Raw genomic sequence first — 20,184 nt, forward strand, 5'->3', positions numbered from 1 at the left:
CCGCGTCAGCCGTCCAGCCCGAGCAGCCCGCCGAGCCCGGTCGGCGCGGCGGCGGCCAACCAGACGTCGTCGACGAACGCGCCGTCGCGCATCGAGACCAACCGGTCGGCGGTGGCCGCGATCCGGTCGTCGTGGGTGACGATCACCAGCGTCTGGCCGCCCCGGCGAAGCTCCTCGAACAGCCGCAGCACCTCGCGGGTGGCGGCGCTGTCCAGGTTCCCGGTCGGCTCGTCGGCCAGTACCACCAGCGGGGCGTTGACGAGCGCGCGGGCGATGGCGACCCGCTGGCGCTCGCCGCCGGACAGCGCCGACGGCAGGTGCCGGGACCGGGCGGCGAGGCCGACCCGGTCCAGCAGCTCGGCCGCGCGGCGCCGGGCGGCCCGCGGCGAGTCGCCGGCCAGCAGCGCCGGCAGCTCCACGTTCTGCACCGCGGACAGCTCCTCGACCAGGTGGAACGCCTGGAACACGAATCCGACCGTACGGCGGCGCAGCCGGGCCAGGGCGCGTTCGCCGAGCCCGTCGACCCGGCGGCCGGCGAGCCACAGCGCGCCGCCGGTGGGTCGTTCCAGACCGCCGAGCAGGTGCAGCAGGGTGGACTTGCCGCAGCCGCTGGGCCCGGTCACCGCGAGCGTCTGGCCGTCCGGTACGTCCAGGTCGATCTCGTCGACCGCGCGGACCAGGGTCTGCCCCTCGCCGTGCTCCTTGCACAGCGCGCGGGCCCGGATCGCGAACCCCGACCCGGTCACGCGTCGCCCCGGCGCGGCACCCAGGTCTTCTCGCACGTCTCCAACCAGCGCAGGTCGGCCTGCAACCGCAGCACGATCCCCTCCAACAGCAGTGCGGCCATCGAGTCGTCCGGTTCGGCCAGCGCCGCCCGCTGGGCGTCCCGCAGCCGGCGCAGCAGCTCGCGGCGCTGCGCGTCGATCACCGCGATCGGGTCGGCCAGCCGGCCGGCCGCCACCGCGACGAGCTTGAGATGGAACTCCGCCAGGTCCGGCTTGGGCCAGCTGACCTCGCCGACCCACTCGGCGACGCGGTGCTGCCCGGCCGGGGTCAGCGCGTACGTCTTGCGGTCCCGGTCCGGTCCGGCGGACCGCTCGGCCGACACCAGCCCGGCCTTCTCCAGCCGCGCCAGCGTGACGTACACCTGGCCGGCGTTCAGCTCCGCACCCAGCGGGCCCAGCGCCGCGCGCAGTCGCGCGCGCAGCTGGTACCCGTGTGCGGGTTCCTTGGCCAGCAGGGCCAACACCACATCCTGCACCGACACCCCTAACGGTTAGCTCTCATAGATAGCGGTTAGCTGTCCGCTCGTCAAGATCAGCCGGATGGATCGGCGCCCTCACCCGATCTGGTACCGGCTGGGTGATGGATCGCCGCGGCGCTCGATCGAGCAGCGGAAACGCTTGACCGGGTGCGTCCGGCCGGGCAATACTCCCCGCAAGCGTGTCAGATAATTGAACAATGTTTCAACTATTGAAACACGTCGAACGGAGGGTTCATGAACGCAACCGGTGACGGCGACCGCGGTCCGGCCCGGACCGCCGATCGGGCGCTGCGGGTGCTGCTCGCGTTCCAGCGCCGACCCGAGTGGGGCGTCAGCGACCTCGCTCGCGAACTCGGCCTGGACAAGGCGGGCGTGCACCGGCTGCTGGCCACGCTCGCCGGCCGCGGCTTCGTGCTCGCCGACCCGCACAGCCGGCGGTACCGGCTCGGCCCGGCCATCGCCGTGCTGGCCCGCACCGCCGAACGCGGCGGCGGCCTCGAGACGGCCGCCCGGCCGCTGCTCGCCGAACTGGTCGACGAGTTCGGCGAGAGCTCCGTGCTGAACGTGCCGCACGGCGCGCACTACCGGTGCGTGCTCGCGGTGGACTCGACCGGCCCGGTCCGCTACTCGGCCACCGTGGGGGAGACCATCCCCGGCCACGGTGGCGCGGCCGGTCACGCGATCTTCGCCTTCTACCCGAAGGACCAGATCGACCAGTTGCTCGGCGAGGGACCGCTGCAGCGGTTCAACGAGCACACCATCGCCTCGCTCGACGAGCTGGCGGATCGCTACGCCAGGATCCGCGCGGAAGGCATCGCGGTCTCGCACGGCGAGTTCGACCAGAACGTGACCTCGGTGGCGGCGCCGGTCTTCGCCGCCGGCGAGGTCGTCGGCTCGCTGGTCGTCATCGGACCGCAGGACCGGATGTCGGGAAAGGTCGATCGCGTCGTCGACCGGGTGCGCGCCGCCGGAGCGGCACTGACCCGGCTGCTGGGCGGCGACGCCACGTAGCGGCGACACGCCACGCCAGAGGGCGGCGCCACGAAGCGGCGACACGCCACGCCAGAGGGCGGCGCCACGAAGCGGCGACACGCCACGCCAAAGGAGAGTCATGACCAACCCGACGATCCCGAAGGGCGCCGTCCTGAACGGGCCCAGGTCGCATCCGCGCACCGTCGAGCCGGTGGTACTGGTCCTCACCATCGTGCTGTCGGTCCTCGGTGCCTTCATCGGGCTGCACCTGATCACCACGCTGGGCGTCTCGGCCAACACCGCGGTCATCGGCGCGCTGGTGGCGATGCTGGTCGGGCGGATCCCGATCAACCAGCTGCGCAAGATGCGCTCGATCCACCGGCAGAACCTGGTGCAGAGCGCGATCTCCGGCGCCACGTTCGCCGCGGCGAACTCGCTGCTGGTGCCGATCGCCGTCCCGTTCCTGATCGGTCGCCGCGACCTGGTCTGGCCGATGCTTGCCGGCGCCGCGATCGGCCTCGCGGTGGACGCCTGGGTGCTGTTCCGGGTGTTCGACTCCAAGCTCTACCCGGCGAAGGCGACCTGGCCGGCCGGGGTCGCCGCCGCGGAGACGATGATCGCCGGCGACGAGGGCGGCCGGAAGGCGGCACTGCTCGGGCTGTCCGGACTGGTCGGCTTCGCCGGCTCGTTCGTGAAGATCGCCGGTGCCGCGCTGCCGTTCTCCGCCGCCGGGGTCGCCCTGATCGGCAACATCTGGGCGCTCGGCATGTTCGGCGTCGGCCTGGGCTTCCGGCAGTACGCGCAGGAGTGGTTCGGCGTCGACCTCAACGCCATGTACATCCCGCACGGCTTCATGGTCGGCGCCGGACTGGTCGCCCTGGTCCAGGCGCTGGTGCTGTTGTTCCGCCGGGAGCGCGCCAAGCCGGTACCGGAGCGGGCCGCGGCGCCGGCGTCGCCGGAGGCCGAGGCCGCCGCGCCGGGGCTGGCCGACGAGCCGCCGAGCGTCGACTCCCGCGGGCTGCGCCGCGCGCTCGGCGAGGGGTACCTGCTGTTCGCCCTCGGCGCGGTGATCGTCGCGCTGCTGGGCGGCCTGATCGGGCACTTCTCGGTACCGGCGCTGATCGGCTGGTGCCTGCTCGCCGGTTTCGCCGCGCTGGTGCACGAGCTGATCGTCGGTCTCGCCGCGATGCACTCCGGCTGGTTCCCGGCGTTCGCGGTGACGCTGATCTTCCTGGTACTGGGACTGGTCATCGGGTTCCCGACGGTGCCGCTGGCGCTGTTCGTCGCCTACGTCGCGGCGACCGGCCCGGCCTTCGCCGACATGGGGTACGACTTCAAGGCCGGCTGGATCGTCCGGCAGGGCGGCGTGCCGCACCGGCTGGTGGAGCGCGCCGGCCGCAAGCAGCAGTACCTCGCCGGCCTCGTCGGGTTCGCGGTGGCGCTGATCGTGGTCGCGCTGGTCTGGCAGTCCTACTTCGACTCCGGCCAGATCCCGCCGGTCGCGAAGGTCTACGCGGACACCGTCAGCCACGGCCTGACCGACACCTCGATGCTGGTCAACATCCTGCTGTGGGCGATCCCCGGCGCGGCGATCCAGCTGATCGGCGGACCGAACCGGCAGATGGGCGTGCTGCTCGCCACCGGACTGCTGATCCTCAGCCCGTACGCGTGCTGGTTCGTGCTCGGCGCGCTGGTGTTCCGGATCGTCTGGGGCCGGGTGCGCGGCAGGGACAAGGCAGCGACCGAACTGAACCTGTTCGGTGCCGGGTTGATCGCCGGCAGCTCCGTCACCGACGTGAGCCGGATCGTGAAGGGATGAGCATGGAAGTAACGAGTCGCATCGAGTCGCGCCCGGAGTACCTCTCGTTTGAGGCGGCGCTGGGCGCCCGCAAGCTCGTCGAGGAGATCATGCTCGTCAAGCCGGGTGAGAACGTGGTCATCACCGGCGACACCGCCACCGACGGGCGAGTGCTGGAGCTGACCGCGCAGGCCGCCGCCGCTGCCGGCGCCACGCCGACGGTGATCCGCTACGACACCCGGCCGACCGTGGCGATGGAACCGCCGGCCCCGGTCGCCGGGGCCATCGCGCACGCCGACGTGTGGATCGAGTACACCCTGAGCTACATCATGCACTCGGACGCGTTCCGGGCCGCGATGGCCGCCGGCGCCCGGTACGCGAACCTGACCGGGATGGACGTCCAGATGCTGGTGGACACCGTCGGCCGGGTCGACTTCGCCGGTACGACCGAGCTGGGCCGGGCGCTGGTGGCGCTGCTGTCCGCCGCCGACGAGGTACACGTCACCACCCCGGCCGGCACCGACCTGCGGGCCCGCAACGGCGGCCGGCCGGTGAACCTGCGCGGCAAGCCGGCCGAGAAGCCGGGGGAGACGGTGATGCTCGCCGGCCAGATCTCCTGGAATCCGCTGGAGGAGACGCAACAGGGGATCCTGGTCTTCGACGGCGCGTGCTGGCCGCCGAACGAGCTGGGCCTGCTGCGCGCGCCGATCCGGATGGCGGTCGAGAACGGCGTGGTGACCTCGATCGAGGGTGACGGTGCGGACGCCACCACGTTCCGCGGCTGGATGGACGCCCAGGCCGCGCTGCCCACCGGTGAGAACATGTTCCGCATCGCGCACTGGTCGCTCGGCTTCAACCCCGGCGTCACCAAACCGACCGGCCGCATCGTCGAGGACGAGCGGGTGTTCGGCTGCGTGGAACTGGGCATCGGTACCAAGGGGGCCTGGATCGGCGGCGAGCACTGGGTGGCGCCGGCGCACACCGACGGCAGCCTGCTCAACCCGACCATCGAGCTGGACGGCGAAGCCATCGAGATCGACGGCCGGTACGTGCATCCGACCCTCGTCGAGATCTGCCACCGGCTCGGGATCGCGGGGTACTGAGATGATCGTCGGAACCTTCCGCCAGCACGGCGTGGTCTACACCGATCACGTGATCGACGTGCCCCTGGACCACACCAACCCGGCCGGCGAGACGATCCAGCTGTTCGCCCGCGAGCTGGTCGATGCCGCCAAGGCCGACAGCGCGCTGCCCAGGCTGCTGTACCTGCAGGGCGGGCCGGGCGGCAAGGCGGTCCGCCCGGCCAACCGGGGCGGGTTCGTCGGCCGCGCCCTCGACGACTACCGGGTGGTGCTGCTCGACCAGCGCGGCACCGGCCGGTCCACCCCGGTCAACCGGCAGACGCTGCCGCAGTGCGGGGACACCGCCGCACAGGCCGGCTACCTGACCCACTTCCGCGCCGACTCGATCGTGGCCGACGCCGAGCTGCTGCGCCGCTACCTGGGTGGTGACGCGCAGTGGGACACGCTCGGCCAGAGCTACGGCGGGTTCGTCACGCTGACCTACCTGTCGTACGCCCCGGAGGGCATCCGCCGGGCGTTCGTCACCGGCGGGCTGTCCTCGCCGACCGCCTCGGCGGCCGACGTGTACCGGCTGACCTTCGACCGGACCGCCGAACGCAACGGCGCGTACTTCGCCCGGTACCCGGACGACCGGCCGCTCGCCGCCCGCATCGCCGGGCACCTGGCCGAGCACGACGTGCGGCTGCCCACCGGGGAACGGCTCTCCCCGCGCCGGTTCCAGGGGCTCGGCGTCGGGCTGGGCCAGCGAAGCAGCTTCGACGCGCTGCACTTCCTGCTGGACGAGGCGTTCGTCGGCGGCGAACTGTCCGACACGTTCCTCGCCGGCGTGCAGGCGGAGGTCTCCCTCGCCACCCGCCCGCTGTACGCGGTGTTCCAGGAGCTGATCTACAACCAGGGCGCCGCGTCGAACTGGGCCGCCGAGCGCGAGTACCGGCGGCGCGAGAACTTCGCGGTGGACAACCCGGAGTTCCTGTTCACCGGCGAGACCTACCACCCGTTCCACTTCGCCGAGGATCCGGCGCTGGTGCCGCTCGCCCCGGCGGCCGAGCTGCTCGCCGCGAAGGCCGACTGGCCCGCCCTGTACGACGTGGATCGGCTGCGGCGCAACGAGGTACCGGTGTACGCGGCGGTCTACCACGACGACATGTACGTACCCCGGGAACTGTCGCTGTCCACAGTGGACTTGGTTGGCGCGGTGCGCCCGTGGATCACCAACGCCTACCAGCACGACGGGCTGCGGGAGACCCCGGCGGTACTGGACACCCTGCTGCGGATGGCGGCGGAGGACCGGTGAGCACCCTCGGTCTCGTCACCATCGGCCAGTCGCCGCGGGTCGACATGGTTCCGGAGATGCTGCCGGCGCTGGGCCTCCCCGCCTCGGCGGTGACCGAACGCGGTGCGCTGGACGGGATGTCCGGTGCCCAGATCGCCGCGCTCGGGCCGGCGGCCGGCGCCGAGCACGTGCTGACCACCCGGCTCGCCGACGGCACCTCGGTGCTGCTCGACCACGATGCCGCGGTCGGCGCGGTGCAGGACGCGGTGACCGAGGTGGGGCGCGCCGTGCACGCCACCCTGGTGGTGTGCACCGGCACGTTCCCGCCGCTGGCGCACGACGGGCCGCTGCTGTTCGCCGAGCCGCTGCTGCTCGGCGGTGTCGCCGCGCTGTGCGCCGGTGAACCGGTCGGCATCGTGTGCCCGCTGCCGGAACAGGAAGCGATGAGCCGGCGCAAGTGGGAACCGGTCGTCGGTGCGGTCACCGTGGCGGCGGCGACTCCGTACGCGGACGGCGCGGTCGCGGCGGTCGCCGCCGCCGCGGCCCGGCTCGCTGCCGGCGGTGCGACCCGCATCGTGCTCGACTGCATGGGCTACACCGCCGCGATGCGCTCCGCCGCCACCGAAGCCGCCGGCGTACCGGTGCTGCTGGCCCGGTCGGTGGTCGCCCGCCTCGCCGGCGAGCTGGTCGCCTGACCGGCGCCGGGGGAAGGGAACGAGAAACGGTGCTGCGCGAACCCGCGCGAGCGGCTGGATGCCGCGCCGTCCTCGCGAAGGAGGGACGACGATGAGTGACGGACTGTTGGGCGTCGTCCGGGTGGTCACCAGCGACGACCCGGCGTTCGTCGGTGCGCACGGCGCGGCGATCCAGGCCAGGTACCAGCTCGCGACGACCTCGGCGTGCATTCCGGACCAGCCGCACGGGATCCACGACGCGGCCACCGAACGGGCGGCCGAGCCGAAGATCCTCGACCTGGCGGCCGAGCTGGTCGACGGCGGCGCGACGGCGATCCTGATCAGCTGTGCCGCCGACCCGGCGCTCGTCGCGGCGCGCGCCGCCCTGCCGGTACCGGTGATCGGTGCCGGCTCGGCCGCCGCCGCGGTCGCGCTCGGGCTCGGCGGGCGGATCGGGGTGCTCGGGCTCAACGCCGAGCCGCCGGCCCCGGTGGCCGCCGTGCTCGGGGACCGGCTGGTCGGCTCGCTGCGGCCCGCGGGCGTGCACCAGACCACCGACCTGCTGGAACCAGGCGCCGTCGACCGCGCGGTCGACGCCGGCCGGGAGCTGGTCTCGGCCGGGGCCGAGGCGATCCTGTTCGCCTGTACCGGCATGACCACGATCGGCCTGGCCGGTCCGATCCGCGACCGGCTCGGCGTTCCGGCCGTCGACGCGGTGCTGGCCGGCGGCCTGCTCGCCTCGTACGCGATGCGCTGAGCGACACCCGACACTCCACACAGGACAGAACGCAAGGGGGACCCATGAGTTGGCGGCACGTGATCGACGCGTACGAGCTGCTCGACGACCCGGCCGTCACCGGAACCGCGGTGGCGGAGTACCTGGTGGCCTGCGGCGCGCCGCAGCCGGCGGTGCACACCGTGCGCGGCGACAAGGGCAGTACGGACTTCGTCCGGCTGACCGTCCCGGGCCGGCGTGGCGCGGCGGCCGGCGGCGACGCCCCGACGCTGAGCGTGATCGGCCGGCTCGGCGGGCTCGGCGCCCGGCCGGAACAGATCGGCTTCGTCTCCGACGGCGACGGCGCGCTGACCGCGGTGTCGGTCGCCGCGAAGCTGTCGGCCATGCATGCCCGGGGCGACGTGCTCGACGGCGATGTGGTGGTCGCCACGCACATCTGCCCGGACGCACCGACCCGGCCGCACGATCCGGTCCCGTTCATGGACTCCCCGGTCGACCTGGCCGCGATGAACGAGCACGAGGTCGACCCGGACGCCGACGCGGTGCTGTCGGTGGACACCACGAAGGGCAACCGGATCGTCAACGTCAACGGCTTCGCGATCTCGCCGACCGTCAAGCAGGGCTGGATCCTGCGGGTGTCCGAGGATCTGCTGGCGGTGCAGCAACGGGTCACCGGTTCGCTGCCGGCGGTGCTGCCGCTGGCGATGGCGGACATCACGCCGTACGGCAACGGTGCCTACCACGTGAACTCGATCCTGCAGCCGACCACCTCGACGGCGGCCCCGGTGGTCGGTGTCGCGATCACCACCGAGACGCCGGTCGCCGGGTCGGCCACCGGCGCCACCCAGCTGTCCAGCGTGGAGTCCGCAGTGCGGTTCTGCATCGAGGTGGCCAAGGACTTCGGCCGGGGCGCGCTGCGGTTTCACGACCAGGCGGAGTTCGAGCACCTGGTCACCCGGTACGGCCCGATGACCGCGCTGCAGACCCAGGGCAACGCCTGAGGCTGCCGGCCCAGGACCCCGGCCCGCCGGCCGGCACGGGGCGGCGGGCCGGTAGCAGACCCGCGCGAGGCGGGATCGCCGAGGTCAGGCCGGTGCGTCGAAGCGGGGCGTACCGGACAGCAGGAACGACACGTCGTCGCCGGGCACGAACTCGCGCGGCTCGGCGTCGCGGGTGAACAGCCGGGCGCCCTTCACCCCGCCCAACCGGGCGGATCGGTCCCGGACCCGGAGCAGGCCACCCTCGCGGATGCCGAGCACCGGCACGTCGTTGTCCTCCAGGAACTCGGTGATGCGCTGCTCGCGCGTCTCGCCCATGTGGGTCGACGACGGGTCCGGATCGACGTAGTGCGGGTTGATCTGGAACGGCACCAGCCCCAGCGCCGCGAACGAGGCGGGCTCGGTGATCGGCATGTCGTTGGTGGTACGCAGCGTCGGGCAGGCCATGTTCGTGCCCGCCGAGGCGCCCATGTAGCGCAGCGCCCCGGACCGCACCCGGCTGCCGATCGCCTCGACCAACCCGGTGTGCTGCAACGTCTTCAGCAACCGGAACGAGTTGCCGCCGCCGACGAAAACGGCCGGCGCCGCGTCGATCGCCGCGCCCGGATCGGCCGCGGTGTGCACCCCGGTCACCGTCACCCCGAGCGGCCGGAGCGCGTCGGCGACGGTCGCCGTGTAGCCGTCGTGGTCGCGCAGCGCGTACGGCACGAAGGCCAGTTCGGTGGCGCCGGCCAGGAACTCGGTGATCTCGTCGCGCACGTGCTCCAGGTAGCCGTGGCCGTGGGTGCGCGAGTTCGACAGCAGCAGCAGGTCCATGCGGCCATTCTTACGCGACGCGGTCGCCCGCGGTGTGCCGGGCGGGGGTGCGCGCGACCCGGTCGCCCGCCGTCGACCGGCCGTGGCGCTTGCGTCCGTACCTACAGTGAAATTCGATTTCCGATTTGCGCGCTCTGCCGGGCGCGGGCGAGACACCAGCGCGGGGACGGGTCGATGGATCGGCGGGGGACGGACGAGGTGCACTGCGCCTGCTGGGACGGGCTGCGGGTCAGCGTGGCGCTGCATCCGATGCTCAGCGCGCTGACCGCACTGTACGACGCGGTCGGCGGCTGGGACCGGGACGTGCATCCGCAGTGGCGGCGGGAGTTGCGGCACGCCATGCCCGAGCATGCGGCCGAGACGCTGCACCCGCTGACCGCCGGCAGCGCGCGCACCCCAGACCTGCTGACCCTGCCGTACCGCCGGGTCGACCGCGACGTCGGCTTCGACGCGGCGATGGCGGCGCTGTCCGCGCTGCGCGGCGAGGACATCGTGGCCGACATCGGGCAGGCGTTCCCGGACGGCGCGCCGGCGCTGTGGGACCCGGTGCTGCGCGCGCCGCGCACCTGGCTCGGCCGCTACGTGGACGTGCTGCGCGCCGCGTGGACGGTGCTCGGGCCGGTGTGGCGCCGGGCCGAGCACCTGATCGCGACCGAGATCGCCCGGGCCGGTGAGACGCTCGTCCGGCGCACCGTGCCGGACCTGCTCACGACCGTACTGCCGGGCGCCAGCTTCGCCGCCGGCGTGCTGCGGCTGCCGTCGGTGCAGCCGGGCCGGCTGGACGTGCGGGGGCGGGCGCTCACCCTGATCCCGCTGGTGTCCGGCCGCCGGGTGATGGCACACGACCTGGACGACCCGGAGCGGTCCTGGATCGCGTACGGGCTGCCCGGCCTGGAGACGCTGTGGCCGGGCGCGGGGGAGTCGGCCGACTCGCTGCTCGCCGCGGCACTCGGCGGCTCGCGGGCCGAGGTTCTGCAACGGCTGTCGGTACCGCTGACGATGAGCGAGCTGGCCGATGCCACCTACCGCTCGCGCAGCGCCGTCACCGGCATCGTCGATGCCCTGTCCGGCGCCGGGCTGGTCAGCCGGGAACGCCGCGGCCGGCACGTGTACGTGACCCTCACCCCGCGGGGCCGGCGGCTGCGCGATCTGCTCAACACGCCCTGACGGCGCGCCTCGGGCCGTCGCCGGGCTCCGGGCCGCCGGCGGACGGTTCGGAAGATTCGCGACCGACCCCGGCCCGCCGGGCGGCGGGCGCCGGCGCCCGGCACGGCCGACCCGCCGGGCGGGCACCCACCGTGTCGACGAGCTGACCGATGGTCCGGACCGCGGCCGCGCGAGGATTCGGAAACATCCGAACCGTCGTCGAGGCGGTGATCGACGCCGTTGCCGGCCGCGGGACGCGCGGTTACGGTCCATCGCGGGCGCCGGAAACCCCGTCGTACCAGCGGAAACCGCTGCGGGCAGGGCGCCACGCCCGATCGCCGGCGCCGGCGCCGACCGGTTGCGTCCATTGTGCAGTGTCGTGTGTGGACATGAACCGAGCCGCCGAGCCGGACGAGGCGCCGCGGTGTGATCGACCGAAACCAGTGCTGGAGGAAGCCAGATGTCAGGGTTCGCAACGAGAAGGGTGCTCGCCGGCCTCGGCGCCGTCGTGGCCGCCGGTGCCGGTGCACTCGCCCTCGCCACGCCGGCCGCCGCCGATCCCGGCAGCGACCACGCGTTGCAGGCGACGATCACCAAGCCCGCCGCGGTCGCCCCGGGCGGCTCCGGCAGCTTCCACTACTCGGTGCAGAACGTCAGCGGGCAGGCCACCGACGGGGTGCTGATGAACGTGGCGATCCCGCGCTACGTCACGATTCCCGACATCCAGCAGGACAAGGCCTGCAAGCAGACCGAGGACCAGGGTGCGCAGACGCTCTGGAGCTGCGCCATCACCGACCAGAGCGGCAAGCTCGCGCCCGGCCAGCGGGCCGACAACGACGCGAAGTTCAGTGTGGCGGCCAACGCGCCCGGGCCGCAGTCGATCGGTACCGTCGTCGCGCTGGTGGTTCCGCTGGACGCCAGCGGGAAGCCGACGGAGGACTGGCACGACCTGAAGGGCCCGAACACGGTCAGCACGCCGATCACCACCACCGCGAACCACTACGACTACGTGGTCTCGGCGACCAAGGCGAGCGGTGCGGTCGGCGACACCGTGACGGTCACCGCCAGGGGCGACAACACCGGCCCGTCCGACCTGATCGGCGGCACCATCACCATCGTCGCACCGTCCGGCACCAGCCTGGCCGAGCTGCCGAAGGGCTGCGAGTGGGCCACCAAGGGCGCCAAGGCGACGTGCCACAGCGACGATGCCGTCGTCGCTGCCGGCAAGGGCGCCACGCTCGCGCTGAAGTTCACCATCGACAAGGCGGACGTCGGCCACGACGGCGGCATCACGGTGACGACCAAGACGCCGGGTGACACCAACGCCAAGAACAACAGCGCAGCGTTCGACATCACCGCCACCGGCGGCCAGGGCGGCGGCGACGGCTCCACCCTGCCGGTCACCGGCACCAGCACCGGCGCGATCGCCGGCGGCGGTGCCGCGGTACTGCTGGCCGGTGCCGCCCTGTTCTTCCTCGGCCGGCGCCGCTACCTGGCCCGCCACCGCGGCTGAACACTGCGGGCCGGATCGGGTTCGGGGCGCCATCGGCGCCCCGAACCCGTCGTGCACGGGCTGCCCCGACCCCGGCCGCCGGGGGTCGGGGCCCTCGCCCGCTTCGGCCGGGCCCCGGGAGGGGCGCAGGCGTCGGCGCCGGCCCGGGGGCGGCGTCCTTGACAACCACGCCGGCCGACGGTTGTATGCACCCCGACACGACACCGTGCCGAACGGGTCGTGCCGACCAGGTAGATCGGGCCCGGTCGACGCCGGTGTTCTCCGGTGCCGGCACCAAGGTCGCCAGGGCGTCGTCGCCCGAGGCGGGGCCGATCCCGAACGGCTCGGAGTGTCGTCGTGATCGACCGTTCCCGTTCCGGTACCCGTCGCGCGCTCTCGGCCGTGATCGTGCTGGCCGCGACGCTGGTCGCCGCCGGCGTGCCGGCCGGTGGGGTGCCGGACGTCGTGGCCCCGCCGGGCAACGCCGGTGTCGACTACCAGCTCGGCGCGCCCTACCCGCCGCCGAGCGGGGTGCGGGTGGTGTCCCGGGACCGCAGCGCGCGGCCGGCGCCGGGCGTCTACACCATCTGCTACGTGAACGCCTACCAGACCCAGCCGGGCGAGCTCGGATGGTGGCGCGCCCACCACGATGACCTGTTGCTGCACGATGCGGACGGCAACGAGGTGGTCGACCCCGACTGGGGCGAGGTGCTGCTGGACACCTCGACCGCGGCGAAGCGCGCCACGCTGGCCGCCGTCGTCGGCCGCTGGATGCACGGGTGTGCCAGGGACGGCTTCCGCGCCGTCGAGCCGGACAACCTGGACTCGTGGACCCGCTCGCGGCGGCTGCTGGACCGCTCCGACGCGCTGGCGTACGCAGGGCTGCTGATTGCCCGGGCGCATGCGGACGGGCTCGCGATCGGCCAGAAGAACACCGCCGAGGTGTCGGCCGCCGGCCGGCGGGCCGGGTTCGACTTCGCGGTCGCCGAGGAGTGCGCCGAGTACGGCGAGTGCGGCGACTACACGGCGGTGTACGGCGACGAGGTGTTCGTCATCGAGTACGACCGGGCCGGATTCGTCCGGGCCTGCCGCACCGTGGGCGAGCGACTCTCGGTGGTGTTGCGCGACCGGGAGGTCACGGCGCCCGGCTCCGCCAGCTACGTCCACGACGCCTGCTGATCCTCCCGCCCGAACCCAGGGGGAGCGCACGCCGATCGACCGGACCAGGCGGCGGCCCCGCCGCCCGGCGCGGGCGCCGGGTGCAGCGGTCGGTCAGGAGGTGGTCTGCAGTGGCCGGGCCGCTTCCGCGGCGGTCTCCCGGTGCGACGAGGTCAGGCTCGCGAACACCACCACGTTGCGTTCGTAGCTGTGGGTTCGCTCGTCGAACCGGCCGCCGCAGGTCACCAGCCGCAGGCTCGGCCCGGCAGTCGGCCCGTACACCGCGGTCGCCGGGAACCGGGTCTTCTCGTACCCGGCGACGCCGTCGACGGTGAACACCGCGACCGTGTGGTCGGCCCGGGTCACCTGGACGGTGTCGCCGCGGGTGAGCGCGCCGAGGTAGTAGAACACGGCGGGGCCGGTGCGGTGCGAGTCGACGTGGCCGAGCAGCACGGCGGCGCCGGACTGTCCAGGCGTCACGCTCCGGTCGTACCAGCCGGTCAGGTACGGGTGGTCGATCGGCGGCACCGCGACGGTGTCGTCCGCGTCCAGGCCGGTGGCGATGATCGGCGCGTGGATGTGGGCCCGCGCCACGTCGATGCGTACCGGTGTCGACGGCGGCAGCGGGGCGGCAGCCGACGGCGCTGGTGTCGCGCTGGTGCTCGGCGCGGGCGGTGCGACGACGGCGCTGGGCGGCGCCTGCGCCGCGGTCGGTTGCGGCGGCGGCGTCGGGGCCCGCATCATCGCGAGGACCAGCAGTGTCGCGCCGAGCACGCCGCCCAGGACCAGCAGCACGCCGAGCACCGTCCGCCAACCCGCCGCCCCACCGTGCGCCAGCGGATCCCACTCGGCCGGGGGCGGTCCGTCGCGTTCCCCGCCCCGCTCGTGCGCGCCGTCTCGTTCGGGCCGGCCGGGCCGCTCGCGTTCGACGTCTCGCTCGGGTTGCTTGCCCCGCTCGTGCGCGCCGTCACCCTCGGGGCGCCCGCGCGGCTCGCGTTCGGCGCCCCGCTCGGGTAGCTCGACGGTGTCGGCTCCGGCGCCCGGATGCCCGGCGGTCGGCGGCACCGGGGCCGGGGCCGCGGGTGCCCGGAAGTCGGATGCCGGGAAGTCGGGTGCCGGGAAGGCGGGTGCCCGCAACTCGGGTGCCGGGAAGGCGGGCGCCGGGAACTCGACGGTCGGGGCCTCGGAGTCCCGGCCGCCGGGGTCGCTCGCCGGCTGCGTCATCACCCCTCCGTCCCGGTGCCCGAGCGGCCCGCGGCCCGACACCGTGACGCGTCAGTGCTTCTTCGGGCGCCGTACCAGCAGCAGCACGCCGCCTGCCGCGACCACGCCGAGCACGCCCAGGCCCGCCGCGGCGAGGGCGGTGCTGCCGCCGCCCAGCTGCGCCGTCGCCCCGTCACCGGTGTCCGGGTTGCCGCCCGGCGTCACCGTGAACTGTTTGGTACCGGGGTCGGGTGTCGAGGTGTTCTTGCAGTTGACGGTGGCGGTGTAGGTGCCGGGTTGGACGTTGCTGAACGTCGCGCTCAGCACGCCGCTCGCCTCCGGGTTGCCCGCCATGTCCTGCTCGGTGGCGTCGTTGGAGCCGGTCTGGATGGCTGCGACGGCGCCGGTCGAGGCGCAGTCGGAGGTGCTCACCGTGACCGTGCTGCCCTGCACCACGACCGCGACGACCGGCGCCGCGGAGGCACCGGACGACAGGGCCAGGGATGCACCAGCGGCACCGAACGCCCCGGCGACGACGATCCTGCGCACGAAGGACATCCCCTACACCCCCCAAATCGCATATGAGGTGACTCAGTCACCGTAAACGTTGCCGGCCGTTCGTGATCACGTTCTGGCCAGCTGCCACCCTGCCGGGTGTCACGGCCGGTCGGGCAGCCCCGCCGGCTCGGCCGTCAGTGCAGCGACGTCCTCAGTGGACAGTTGCAGTGTCGCGGCGGCGACGTTCTCGGCCAGGTGGCGCTGGCTCGCCGTGCCGGGGATCGGCAGCAGCACCCGGGAGCGCTGCAGCAGCCAGGCCAGCGCGACCTGGGGCGGCGTCGCGTCGTGCCGGGCGGCGACCGCCCGCGCGGCCGGCGTGAGCGTACGGGGCGCCACCGGCAGCCACGGCAGGAACGCGATGCCGTGCCGCTCGCAGTACGCCAGCACGTCCTCGTGCCGCCGGTCGCTCAGGTTGTACCGGTTCTGCACGGCGGCGACCGGCACGATCCGGCGGGCAGCCTCGATCTCGGCCACCGACACCTCGGAGAGCCCGACGTGTCGCACCTTGCCCTCGTCGCGCAGCTGCCGCAACGCCCCGTACTGGTCGGCCGGCGGCACCGTCGCGTCGATGCGGTGCAGCTGGAACAGGTCGATGCGGTCCAGCCGCAGCCGGCGCAGGCTCAGTTCGGCCTGCTGCCGCAGGTACTCCGGCCGGCCGCAGTCGTACCAGGCGTCGCCGAGGTTGATCCGGCCGGCCTTGGTGGCGAGCACGAGCGAGTCCGGGTACGGGTGCAGCGCCTCGGCGAGCAACGTTTCGTTGTCGCCCAGGTCGTACGAGTCGGCGGTGTCGATCAGCGTGACGCCGAGGTCGACCGCCCGTCGGGCCACCGCGACGGCGCGGGTGCGTGCCGCGGCCGGTCTCCCGGGCAGCCGCAGCGCACCGAATCCGATCCGGCGCACCGGCAGGTCACCGCCGAGCAGGAACGTGTCTGTCATGGGTCTCCCTTCGCCCGCTCCACTGTGCGGGACGCATATCGTTAAGACAAGCAAGACTGTCTTTGTCGAATCGCGTAGCATCACTACGTGCTCAATCTGGAACGGCTGCGAGTGCTGCGTGCGATCGCGGCGACCGGCTCGGTCCGCGGCGCCGCGGCCACCCTGCACGTCACCACCTCCGCCGTCTCCCAGCAGATGGCCCGGCTGGAGCGGGAGATCGGCCAGCCGCTGGTGGAACGCAACGGTCGCGGCATCCGGCTCACCGACGCCGCGCTGCTGCTGTCCGAGCACGCCGGTGCGCTGCTGGCCCAGGCCGAGGCGGTCGAGACGGACCTCGCCCGGCACCGCGGCGCGGTGGTCGGTGAGCTGCGGCTCGCCGCGTTCGCCACCGCCGCCCGCGGCCTGCTGCCGACCGCCCTCGCGGCGCTGCACGACCGGTACCCGGCGCTGCGAACACGCACCGCGGAGCAGGAGCCGGACGTGGCGCTCCCGGCCGTCGCCAGCGGGGATCTCGACCTCGCGATCGCCCAGGACTGGCCGGAGTCGCCGTTGACCCTGCCGGCCGGCTCGGCCCGGACCGGCCTGCTCGACGACGTGTTCGACGTCGCGCTGCCCGCCGGGCACCGGCTCGCCGACCGCCCGACCCTCGACCTGGTCGAACTCGCCGCCGACGACTGGGTCGGCTGGTCGGCCGGGCAGCTGTGTCACGACTGGCTGCGCCGCACCGTGCCGGACGCCCGGGTCCCGCACACCGCGAGCGAACACGCCACCCAGCTGGCGCTGGTCGCCGCCGGGCTCGGCGTCGCGCTGCTGCCCCGGCTCGGCCGCGATCCGGTACCGGACGGGGTTCGGTTCGCCGCGGTGCGGCCGGCACCGGTACGCCGGGTGTTCGCGGTCTGGCGGTCCGCGGCGGCCCGCCAGCCCGCCATCCGGGCAGCCCTCGCCGCGCTGCGCGACGCCGGCCGCCGCTGACTCGGGTACTGCGGGTCCGCTGGTCACCGCGGCTCGTGCGGGCCGGCGACCGGCCGCGCCGGCAGGTCCGGGCACTGATCGGAGAGGACGTCGCCGGCGGCGCGGCGTGGCCGGCCGGCCGACCCGTCGACCGGAGGTACCGGAGCGGTTGTGCGACAGGGCATCCGGCGCGAACCGATCGGCGCGCGCGAGCAGCCGACCGGCTGAGCTGCCCGGCCCGGCCCGAAAGCTACGGTGTGATCACCGTGCGTCGCCGGGTGGCGGCGCGAGCGAAGGAGCGGCGTATGCGTGCGGCGATGCGGGTCGGAATCGGGGCGGCCGCGGCCGGTCTGGCGGCCGTGGTGCTGACGGCGACACCGGGCACGGCGGCGACCCCGGCGGTGCACTTCGCCGGCATCCAGTACAACGCCCCCGGCGCCGACACCACCAGGAACGTCAACGGTGAGTACGTGAAGATCTCGAACTCCGGTAGCAGGGCGGTCAGCATCCGGGGCTGGTCGGTACGGGACGCGGCCGGCCACCGGTACACGTTCCCCACCTACACCATCAAGGCGCACGACAGCCTCTGGCTGCACTCCGGCAAGGGCAGGCACACGCACCGCACCTTCTACTGGGGCTCCGGCTGGCACATCTGGAACAACAACGGGGACACCGCGACGCTGCGGGACACCCACCGCGTGCACGACACCTGCCGCTGGACCCGGTCGACCTCGTCCGGCTGGAAGACCTGCTGAGGCCCGCGCCGGCCGCGGTGGCCCGCCCGGCGCCACGGAACCGGCACGGTTTCGGTGCACCGTGTGCACGGCGGATCCCGGGAATCCGCACAACCGGTGAGTAGCTTCGCCGGGCATGAGAGTCACGATGGTGCTGCCGGCGCTGACCGAGGCGACCAGCCCGCGGCTGCGGCCGATCAAGTACTCGCTGTTTCCCCCGCTGGGGCTGGCCACGCTGGCCGGCTACCTGTCCGACTCCGACGAGGTGCGGATCGTCGACGAGCACGTGCAACCGTTGCGGCTGGACGACGACCGGCCCGATCTCGCGGTGATCCAGCCGTACATCACGTCGGCCCGGCGGGCCTACCGGCTCGCGGCGGCGTACCGGGCGAAGGGCGTGCACGTGGCGATGGGCGGGCTGCACGTCACGTCGCTGCCGGAGGAGGCGGCCCGGCACGCCGACACGATCTTCCTCGGCCCGGGCGAGGACATCTGGCCGGCGTTCCTGGCCGACTTCCGGGCGCGCCGCCCGAGACCGCGGTACGAGTCGCGCGAGCGCACCCTGGTCCGGCTGCCGCCGGTGCGGCGCGACCTGATCGACCGGCGCCGCTACCTGGTGCCGAACTCGCTGGTGGTGTCCCGCGGCTGCCCGCACCACTGCGACTTCTGTTACAAGGACGCCTTCTTCACCGGCGGGAAGTCGTTCTACACCCAGGCGGTCGACGACGCGCTCGCCGAGATCGAGCGGCTACCCGGCCGGCACCTGTACTTCCTGGACGACCACCTGTTCGGCAACCGGCGCTTCGCAGAGGCGCTGTTCGACGGGATGCGGGGGATGGGCCGGGTCTGGCAGGCCGCCGGCACCGTCGACTCGGTGCTCGCGCCGGGTTTGCTGGAGCGCGCGGTCGACGCCGGCCTGCGCAGCCTGTTCGTCGGTTTCGAGACCGTCAACGACGCCAACCTGCCGGCCCAGCGGAAGCGGCAGAACATCGGCCGGGACTACGCGGCTGTCGTGCGGCGGCTGCACGGGGCCGGGGTGATGGTCAACGCCAGCTTCGTGTTCGGCATGGACGACGACGGACCGGACGTGTTCGACCGCACCGTCGACTGGGCGGTCGGCCAGGGGATCGAGACCGCGACCTTCCACATCATGACGCCCTACCCGGGAACCGCGCTGTACCAACGGATGCAGCAGGCCGGCAGGATCCTGCACACCGACTGGGACCGGTACGACACCCGGCACGTGGTGTACCGGCCGGCCAGGTTGACCGCGGCCGAGCTGACCGACGGGTACCGGCGGGCGTACCGGGACTTCTACCGCTGGCCGGCGATCTGGCGCGGCGCCGGGACCAAACCGCCCGGTCGGGACCGGCTGCGGCACCTGGCCTACGCGGGCGGCTGGAAGAAGCTCTCCCCGCTGTGGCACCCGCTGATCCGGGCCCGCCAGGTGTCCCGCGCGCTGCCGTTCCTGGAGTCGCTGCTGGGCAGCTTCGGTGCCCGCCGCTCGGCCCCGCCCGCTCGCACCGCACGGGCTGCCCGCCCGGGAGCGTCACCGTCTCTCGACACCGCCCGCCCGCGAGACCCGGCCAGGTAGCCGTCCGGGATCGGCGCCGGCGCCGCGACAGCTCCGGCCCGCGCGGGCGGGGCGGGGTAGCGTCGGGGTATGGAGTCGAGGACCGACGCGGACACCGCCCTGCAGCTCGCCGACTGGCGCCGCACCGTCGCCGAGCTGTACGCCCAGGTGCGCGCCGCCGCCGACCCGGTCGCCGGGCACGCCCGCTGGCGAGCCGGGCGCGACGCGTTGTTCGGCCGGCACCCGCAGAGCCCGCTCGCGGCCACCGATCCGTTGCGGGGCACCGGCCTGCCCTACTGGCCGTACGATCCGGCGCTGCGCTTCGAGCTGCCGGTGACGCCGCCGGACGCGCCGCAGCGCCGGGAGGTCGACACCGGCGCCGACGGCGTCACCAGCTACGAGCTGATCGGCTCGGTGCGGCTGCCCGCGCCGGTGTCCGGCACGCTCGCGGTGTGGTGGACGCGGCAGTACGGCGGCGGGTTGTTCCTGCCGGTGCGCGACGGCACCGCCGGGCGCACCAGCTACGGGGCCGGCCGCTACCTGCTGGACACCGCCAAGGGCGCCGACCTCGGCGGCTCCGGCGGCAGCCTGCTGCTGGACCTCAACTTCCTCTACCACCCGTCCTGCCGGTACGACGACAGCTGGGTGTGCCCGCTCGCGCCGGCCGAGAACACGCTCGCCGCCGAGATCCGCGCCGGCGAGCGCCTCTGACCGACGGCGGTCACGGGTGCCGGGTGGCGCGGGACGCGAGCGCCCGGTGCGGTAGCGGGACGCTCCGATTCCGGGCAGTGCCGCGTTCCGGATCGCCGGCAGCACCGGA

Annotated in this window: 20 protein-coding genes; 14 read left to right on the forward strand and 6 right to left on the reverse strand. The window is 73.7% G+C overall.

The annotated features are described in order from the left end of the window. Window positions 1-5 precede the first annotated feature (5 nt). Complete coding sequence (locus Athai_RS08820; protein WP_239156817.1) at window positions 6-746, reverse strand: ABC transporter ATP-binding protein; 741 nt, start codon at window positions 744-746, stop codon at window positions 6-8. Continuing rightward, entirely contained in the window at window positions 743-1,267 is a 525-nt protein-coding gene (locus Athai_RS08825; protein ID WP_239156818.1) for a PadR family transcriptional regulator, read from the reverse strand. The genes Athai_RS08820 and Athai_RS08825 overlap by 4 nt, the downstream gene beginning before the upstream one ends. A gap of 231 nt (window positions 1,268-1,498) precedes the next feature. Between Athai_RS08825 and Athai_RS08830 the strand changes: the two genes are divergently transcribed. The 7 genes from Athai_RS08830 (at window position 1,499) to Athai_RS08860 (ending at window position 8,800) form a co-directional block, all read left to right on the forward strand. Continuing rightward, on the forward strand, window positions 1,499-2,275 hold the full coding sequence (locus tag Athai_RS08830; RefSeq protein ID WP_203961040.1) for an IclR family transcriptional regulator: 777 nt from the start codon (window positions 1,499-1,501) through the stop codon (window positions 2,273-2,275). Window positions 2,276-2,375: 100 nt separating this feature from the next. Next, entirely contained in the window at window positions 2,376-4,055 is a 1,680-nt protein-coding gene (locus Athai_RS08835) for an OPT/YSL family transporter (protein ID WP_203961041.1), read from the forward strand. Further along, window positions 4,052-5,137, forward strand: coding sequence for a 2,5-dihydroxypyridine 5,6-dioxygenase NicX family protein (locus tag Athai_RS08840; protein ID WP_203961042.1), 1,086 nt, complete (start codon window positions 4,052-4,054; stop codon window positions 5,135-5,137). Before Athai_RS08835 ends, Athai_RS08840 begins: the two co-directional genes overlap by 4 nt. Before the next feature lies 1 nt (window position 5,138). Beyond that, window positions 5,139-6,410, forward strand: coding sequence for an alpha/beta fold hydrolase (locus tag Athai_RS08845; protein ID WP_203961043.1), 1,272 nt, complete (start codon window positions 5,139-5,141; stop codon window positions 6,408-6,410). Next, window positions 6,407-7,084 (forward strand): AroM family protein, encoded by a 678-nt coding sequence (locus Athai_RS08850; protein WP_203961044.1) that lies wholly within the window; start codon window positions 6,407-6,409, stop codon window positions 7,082-7,084. Before Athai_RS08845 ends, Athai_RS08850 begins: the two co-directional genes overlap by 4 nt. A 91-nt stretch (window positions 7,085-7,175) precedes the next feature. Further along, window positions 7,176-7,820 (forward strand): aspartate/glutamate racemase family protein, encoded by a 645-nt coding sequence (locus Athai_RS08855; RefSeq protein WP_203961045.1) that lies wholly within the window; start codon window positions 7,176-7,178, stop codon window positions 7,818-7,820. A gap of 44 nt (window positions 7,821-7,864) precedes the next feature. Beyond that, the gene (locus Athai_RS08860) at window positions 7,865-8,800 is read left to right on the forward strand and encodes a DUF1177 domain-containing protein (RefSeq protein ID WP_203961046.1); all 936 of its coding nucleotides are present in this window, start codon (window positions 7,865-7,867) and stop codon (window positions 8,798-8,800) included. Between the two features lie 84 nt (window positions 8,801-8,884). Here Athai_RS08860 and pepE read toward each other — a convergent pair whose 3' ends face one another. Next, window positions 8,885-9,613, reverse strand: coding sequence for a dipeptidase PepE (gene pepE / locus Athai_RS08865; RefSeq protein WP_203961047.1), 729 nt, complete (start codon window positions 9,611-9,613; stop codon window positions 8,885-8,887). Window positions 9,614-9,787: 174 nt separating this feature from the next. On the opposite strand from pepE, the gene Athai_RS08870 reads away from it, so the two are divergent. From Athai_RS08870 to Athai_RS08880, 3 genes are all read left to right on the forward strand, one after another. Then, window positions 9,788-10,780, forward strand: a complete 993-nt coding sequence (locus Athai_RS08870) for a MarR family transcriptional regulator (protein ID WP_203961048.1) — start codon at window positions 9,788-9,790, stop codon at window positions 10,778-10,780. Window positions 10,781-11,219: 439 nt separating this feature from the next. Then, window positions 11,220-12,272, forward strand: coding sequence for an LPXTG cell wall anchor domain-containing protein (locus Athai_RS08875; RefSeq protein WP_203961049.1), 1,053 nt, complete (start codon window positions 11,220-11,222; stop codon window positions 12,270-12,272). 336 nt (window positions 12,273-12,608) lie between these two features. Next, complete coding sequence (locus Athai_RS08880; RefSeq protein ID WP_239156819.1) at window positions 12,609-13,430, forward strand: endo alpha-1,4 polygalactosaminidase; 822 nt, start codon at window positions 12,609-12,611, stop codon at window positions 13,428-13,430. A gap of 93 nt (window positions 13,431-13,523) precedes the next feature. Here the strand turns inward: Athai_RS08880 and Athai_RS34035 are convergent, their stop codons facing one another. The 3 genes from Athai_RS34035 to Athai_RS08895 form a co-directional block, all read right to left on the reverse strand. Continuing rightward, a complete protein-coding gene (locus Athai_RS34035; protein WP_239156820.1) occupies window positions 13,524-14,633 on the reverse strand; it encodes a class F sortase in 1,110 nt (369 codons plus the stop codon). 51 nt (window positions 14,634-14,684) lie between these two features. Further along, the gene (locus tag Athai_RS08890) at window positions 14,685-15,170 is read right to left on the reverse strand and encodes a hypothetical protein (RefSeq protein ID WP_203961050.1); all 486 of its coding nucleotides are present in this window, start codon (window positions 15,168-15,170) and stop codon (window positions 14,685-14,687) included. A 99-nt stretch (window positions 15,171-15,269) separates the two neighbouring features. Then, window positions 15,270-16,106 carry an aldo/keto reductase gene (locus Athai_RS08895; protein WP_203961051.1) on the reverse strand — a complete coding sequence of 279 codons (837 nt, stop codon included), beginning with the start codon at window positions 16,104-16,106 and terminating at the stop codon, window positions 15,270-15,272. Between the two features lie 87 nt (window positions 16,107-16,193). Here Athai_RS08895 and Athai_RS08900 point away from each other — a divergent pair, with 87 nt between their 5' ends. From Athai_RS08900 to Athai_RS08915, 4 genes are all read left to right on the forward strand, one after another. Then, window positions 16,194-17,078, forward strand: a complete 885-nt coding sequence (locus Athai_RS08900) for a LysR family transcriptional regulator (RefSeq protein ID WP_203961052.1) — start codon at window positions 16,194-16,196, stop codon at window positions 17,076-17,078. A gap of 284 nt (window positions 17,079-17,362) precedes the next feature. Next, window positions 17,363-17,812 (forward strand): lamin tail domain-containing protein, encoded by a 450-nt coding sequence (locus Athai_RS08905; protein ID WP_203961053.1) that lies wholly within the window; start codon window positions 17,363-17,365, stop codon window positions 17,810-17,812. A 115-nt stretch (window positions 17,813-17,927) separates the two neighbouring features. After that, a complete protein-coding gene (locus Athai_RS08910; RefSeq protein ID WP_203961054.1) occupies window positions 17,928-19,385 on the forward strand; it encodes a B12-binding domain-containing radical SAM protein in 1,458 nt (485 codons plus the stop codon). 69 nt (window positions 19,386-19,454) lie between these two features. After that, window positions 19,455-20,075: a DUF1684 domain-containing protein gene (locus Athai_RS08915; RefSeq protein ID WP_203961055.1), complete on the forward strand. Its 621-nt coding sequence runs from the start codon at window positions 19,455-19,457 to the stop codon at window positions 20,073-20,075. The last annotated feature ends 109 nt before the right edge of the window (window positions 20,076-20,184 follow it).

The organism is Actinocatenispora thailandica (genome assembly GCF_016865425.1).
In the GTDB taxonomy this organism is placed as follows: domain Bacteria; phylum Actinomycetota; class Actinomycetes; order Mycobacteriales; family Micromonosporaceae; genus Actinocatenispora; species Actinocatenispora thailandica.

Bases quoted from the DNA above. Each gene is read 5' to 3' on its own strand.
- Athai_RS34035 (WP_239156820.1), bottom strand. From the start codon at position 14,633: ATGACGCAGCCGGCGAGCGACCCCGGCGGCCGGGACTCCGAGGCCCCG.
- Athai_RS08830 (WP_203961040.1), top strand. From the start codon at position 1,499: ATGAACGCAACCGGTGACGGCGACCGCGGTCCGGCCCGGACCGCCGAT.
- Athai_RS08835 (WP_203961041.1), top strand. From the start codon at position 2,376: ATGACCAACCCGACGATCCCGAAGGGCGCCGTCCTGAACGGGCCCAGG.
- Athai_RS08840 (WP_203961042.1), top strand. From the start codon at position 4,052: ATGAGCATGGAAGTAACGAGTCGCATCGAGTCGCGCCCGGAGTACCTC.
- Athai_RS08915 (WP_203961055.1), top strand. From the start codon at position 19,455: ATGGAGTCGAGGACCGACGCGGACACCGCCCTGCAGCTCGCCGACTGG.
- Athai_RS08890 (WP_203961050.1), bottom strand. From the start codon at position 15,170: ATGTCCTTCGTGCGCAGGATCGTCGTCGCCGGGGCGTTCGGTGCCGCT.
- Athai_RS08860 (WP_203961046.1), top strand. From the start codon at position 7,865: ATGAGTTGGCGGCACGTGATCGACGCGTACGAGCTGCTCGACGACCCG.
- Athai_RS08895 (WP_203961051.1), bottom strand. From the start codon at position 16,106: ATGACAGACACGTTCCTGCTCGGCGGTGACCTGCCGGTGCGCCGGATC.
- Athai_RS08905 (WP_203961053.1), top strand. From the start codon at position 17,363: ATGCGTGCGGCGATGCGGGTCGGAATCGGGGCGGCCGCGGCCGGTCTG.
- Athai_RS08910 (WP_203961054.1), top strand. From the start codon at position 17,928: ATGAGAGTCACGATGGTGCTGCCGGCGCTGACCGAGGCGACCAGCCCG.
- Athai_RS08875 (WP_203961049.1), top strand. From the start codon at position 11,220: ATGTCAGGGTTCGCAACGAGAAGGGTGCTCGCCGGCCTCGGCGCCGTC.
- Athai_RS08845 (WP_203961043.1), top strand. From the start codon at position 5,139: ATGATCGTCGGAACCTTCCGCCAGCACGGCGTGGTCTACACCGATCAC.
- Athai_RS08855 (WP_203961045.1), top strand. From the start codon at position 7,176: ATGAGTGACGGACTGTTGGGCGTCGTCCGGGTGGTCACCAGCGACGAC.
- Athai_RS08870 (WP_203961048.1), top strand. From the start codon at position 9,788: ATGGATCGGCGGGGGACGGACGAGGTGCACTGCGCCTGCTGGGACGGG.
- pepE (WP_203961047.1), bottom strand. From the start codon at position 9,613: ATGGACCTGCTGCTGCTGTCGAACTCGCGCACCCACGGCCACGGCTAC.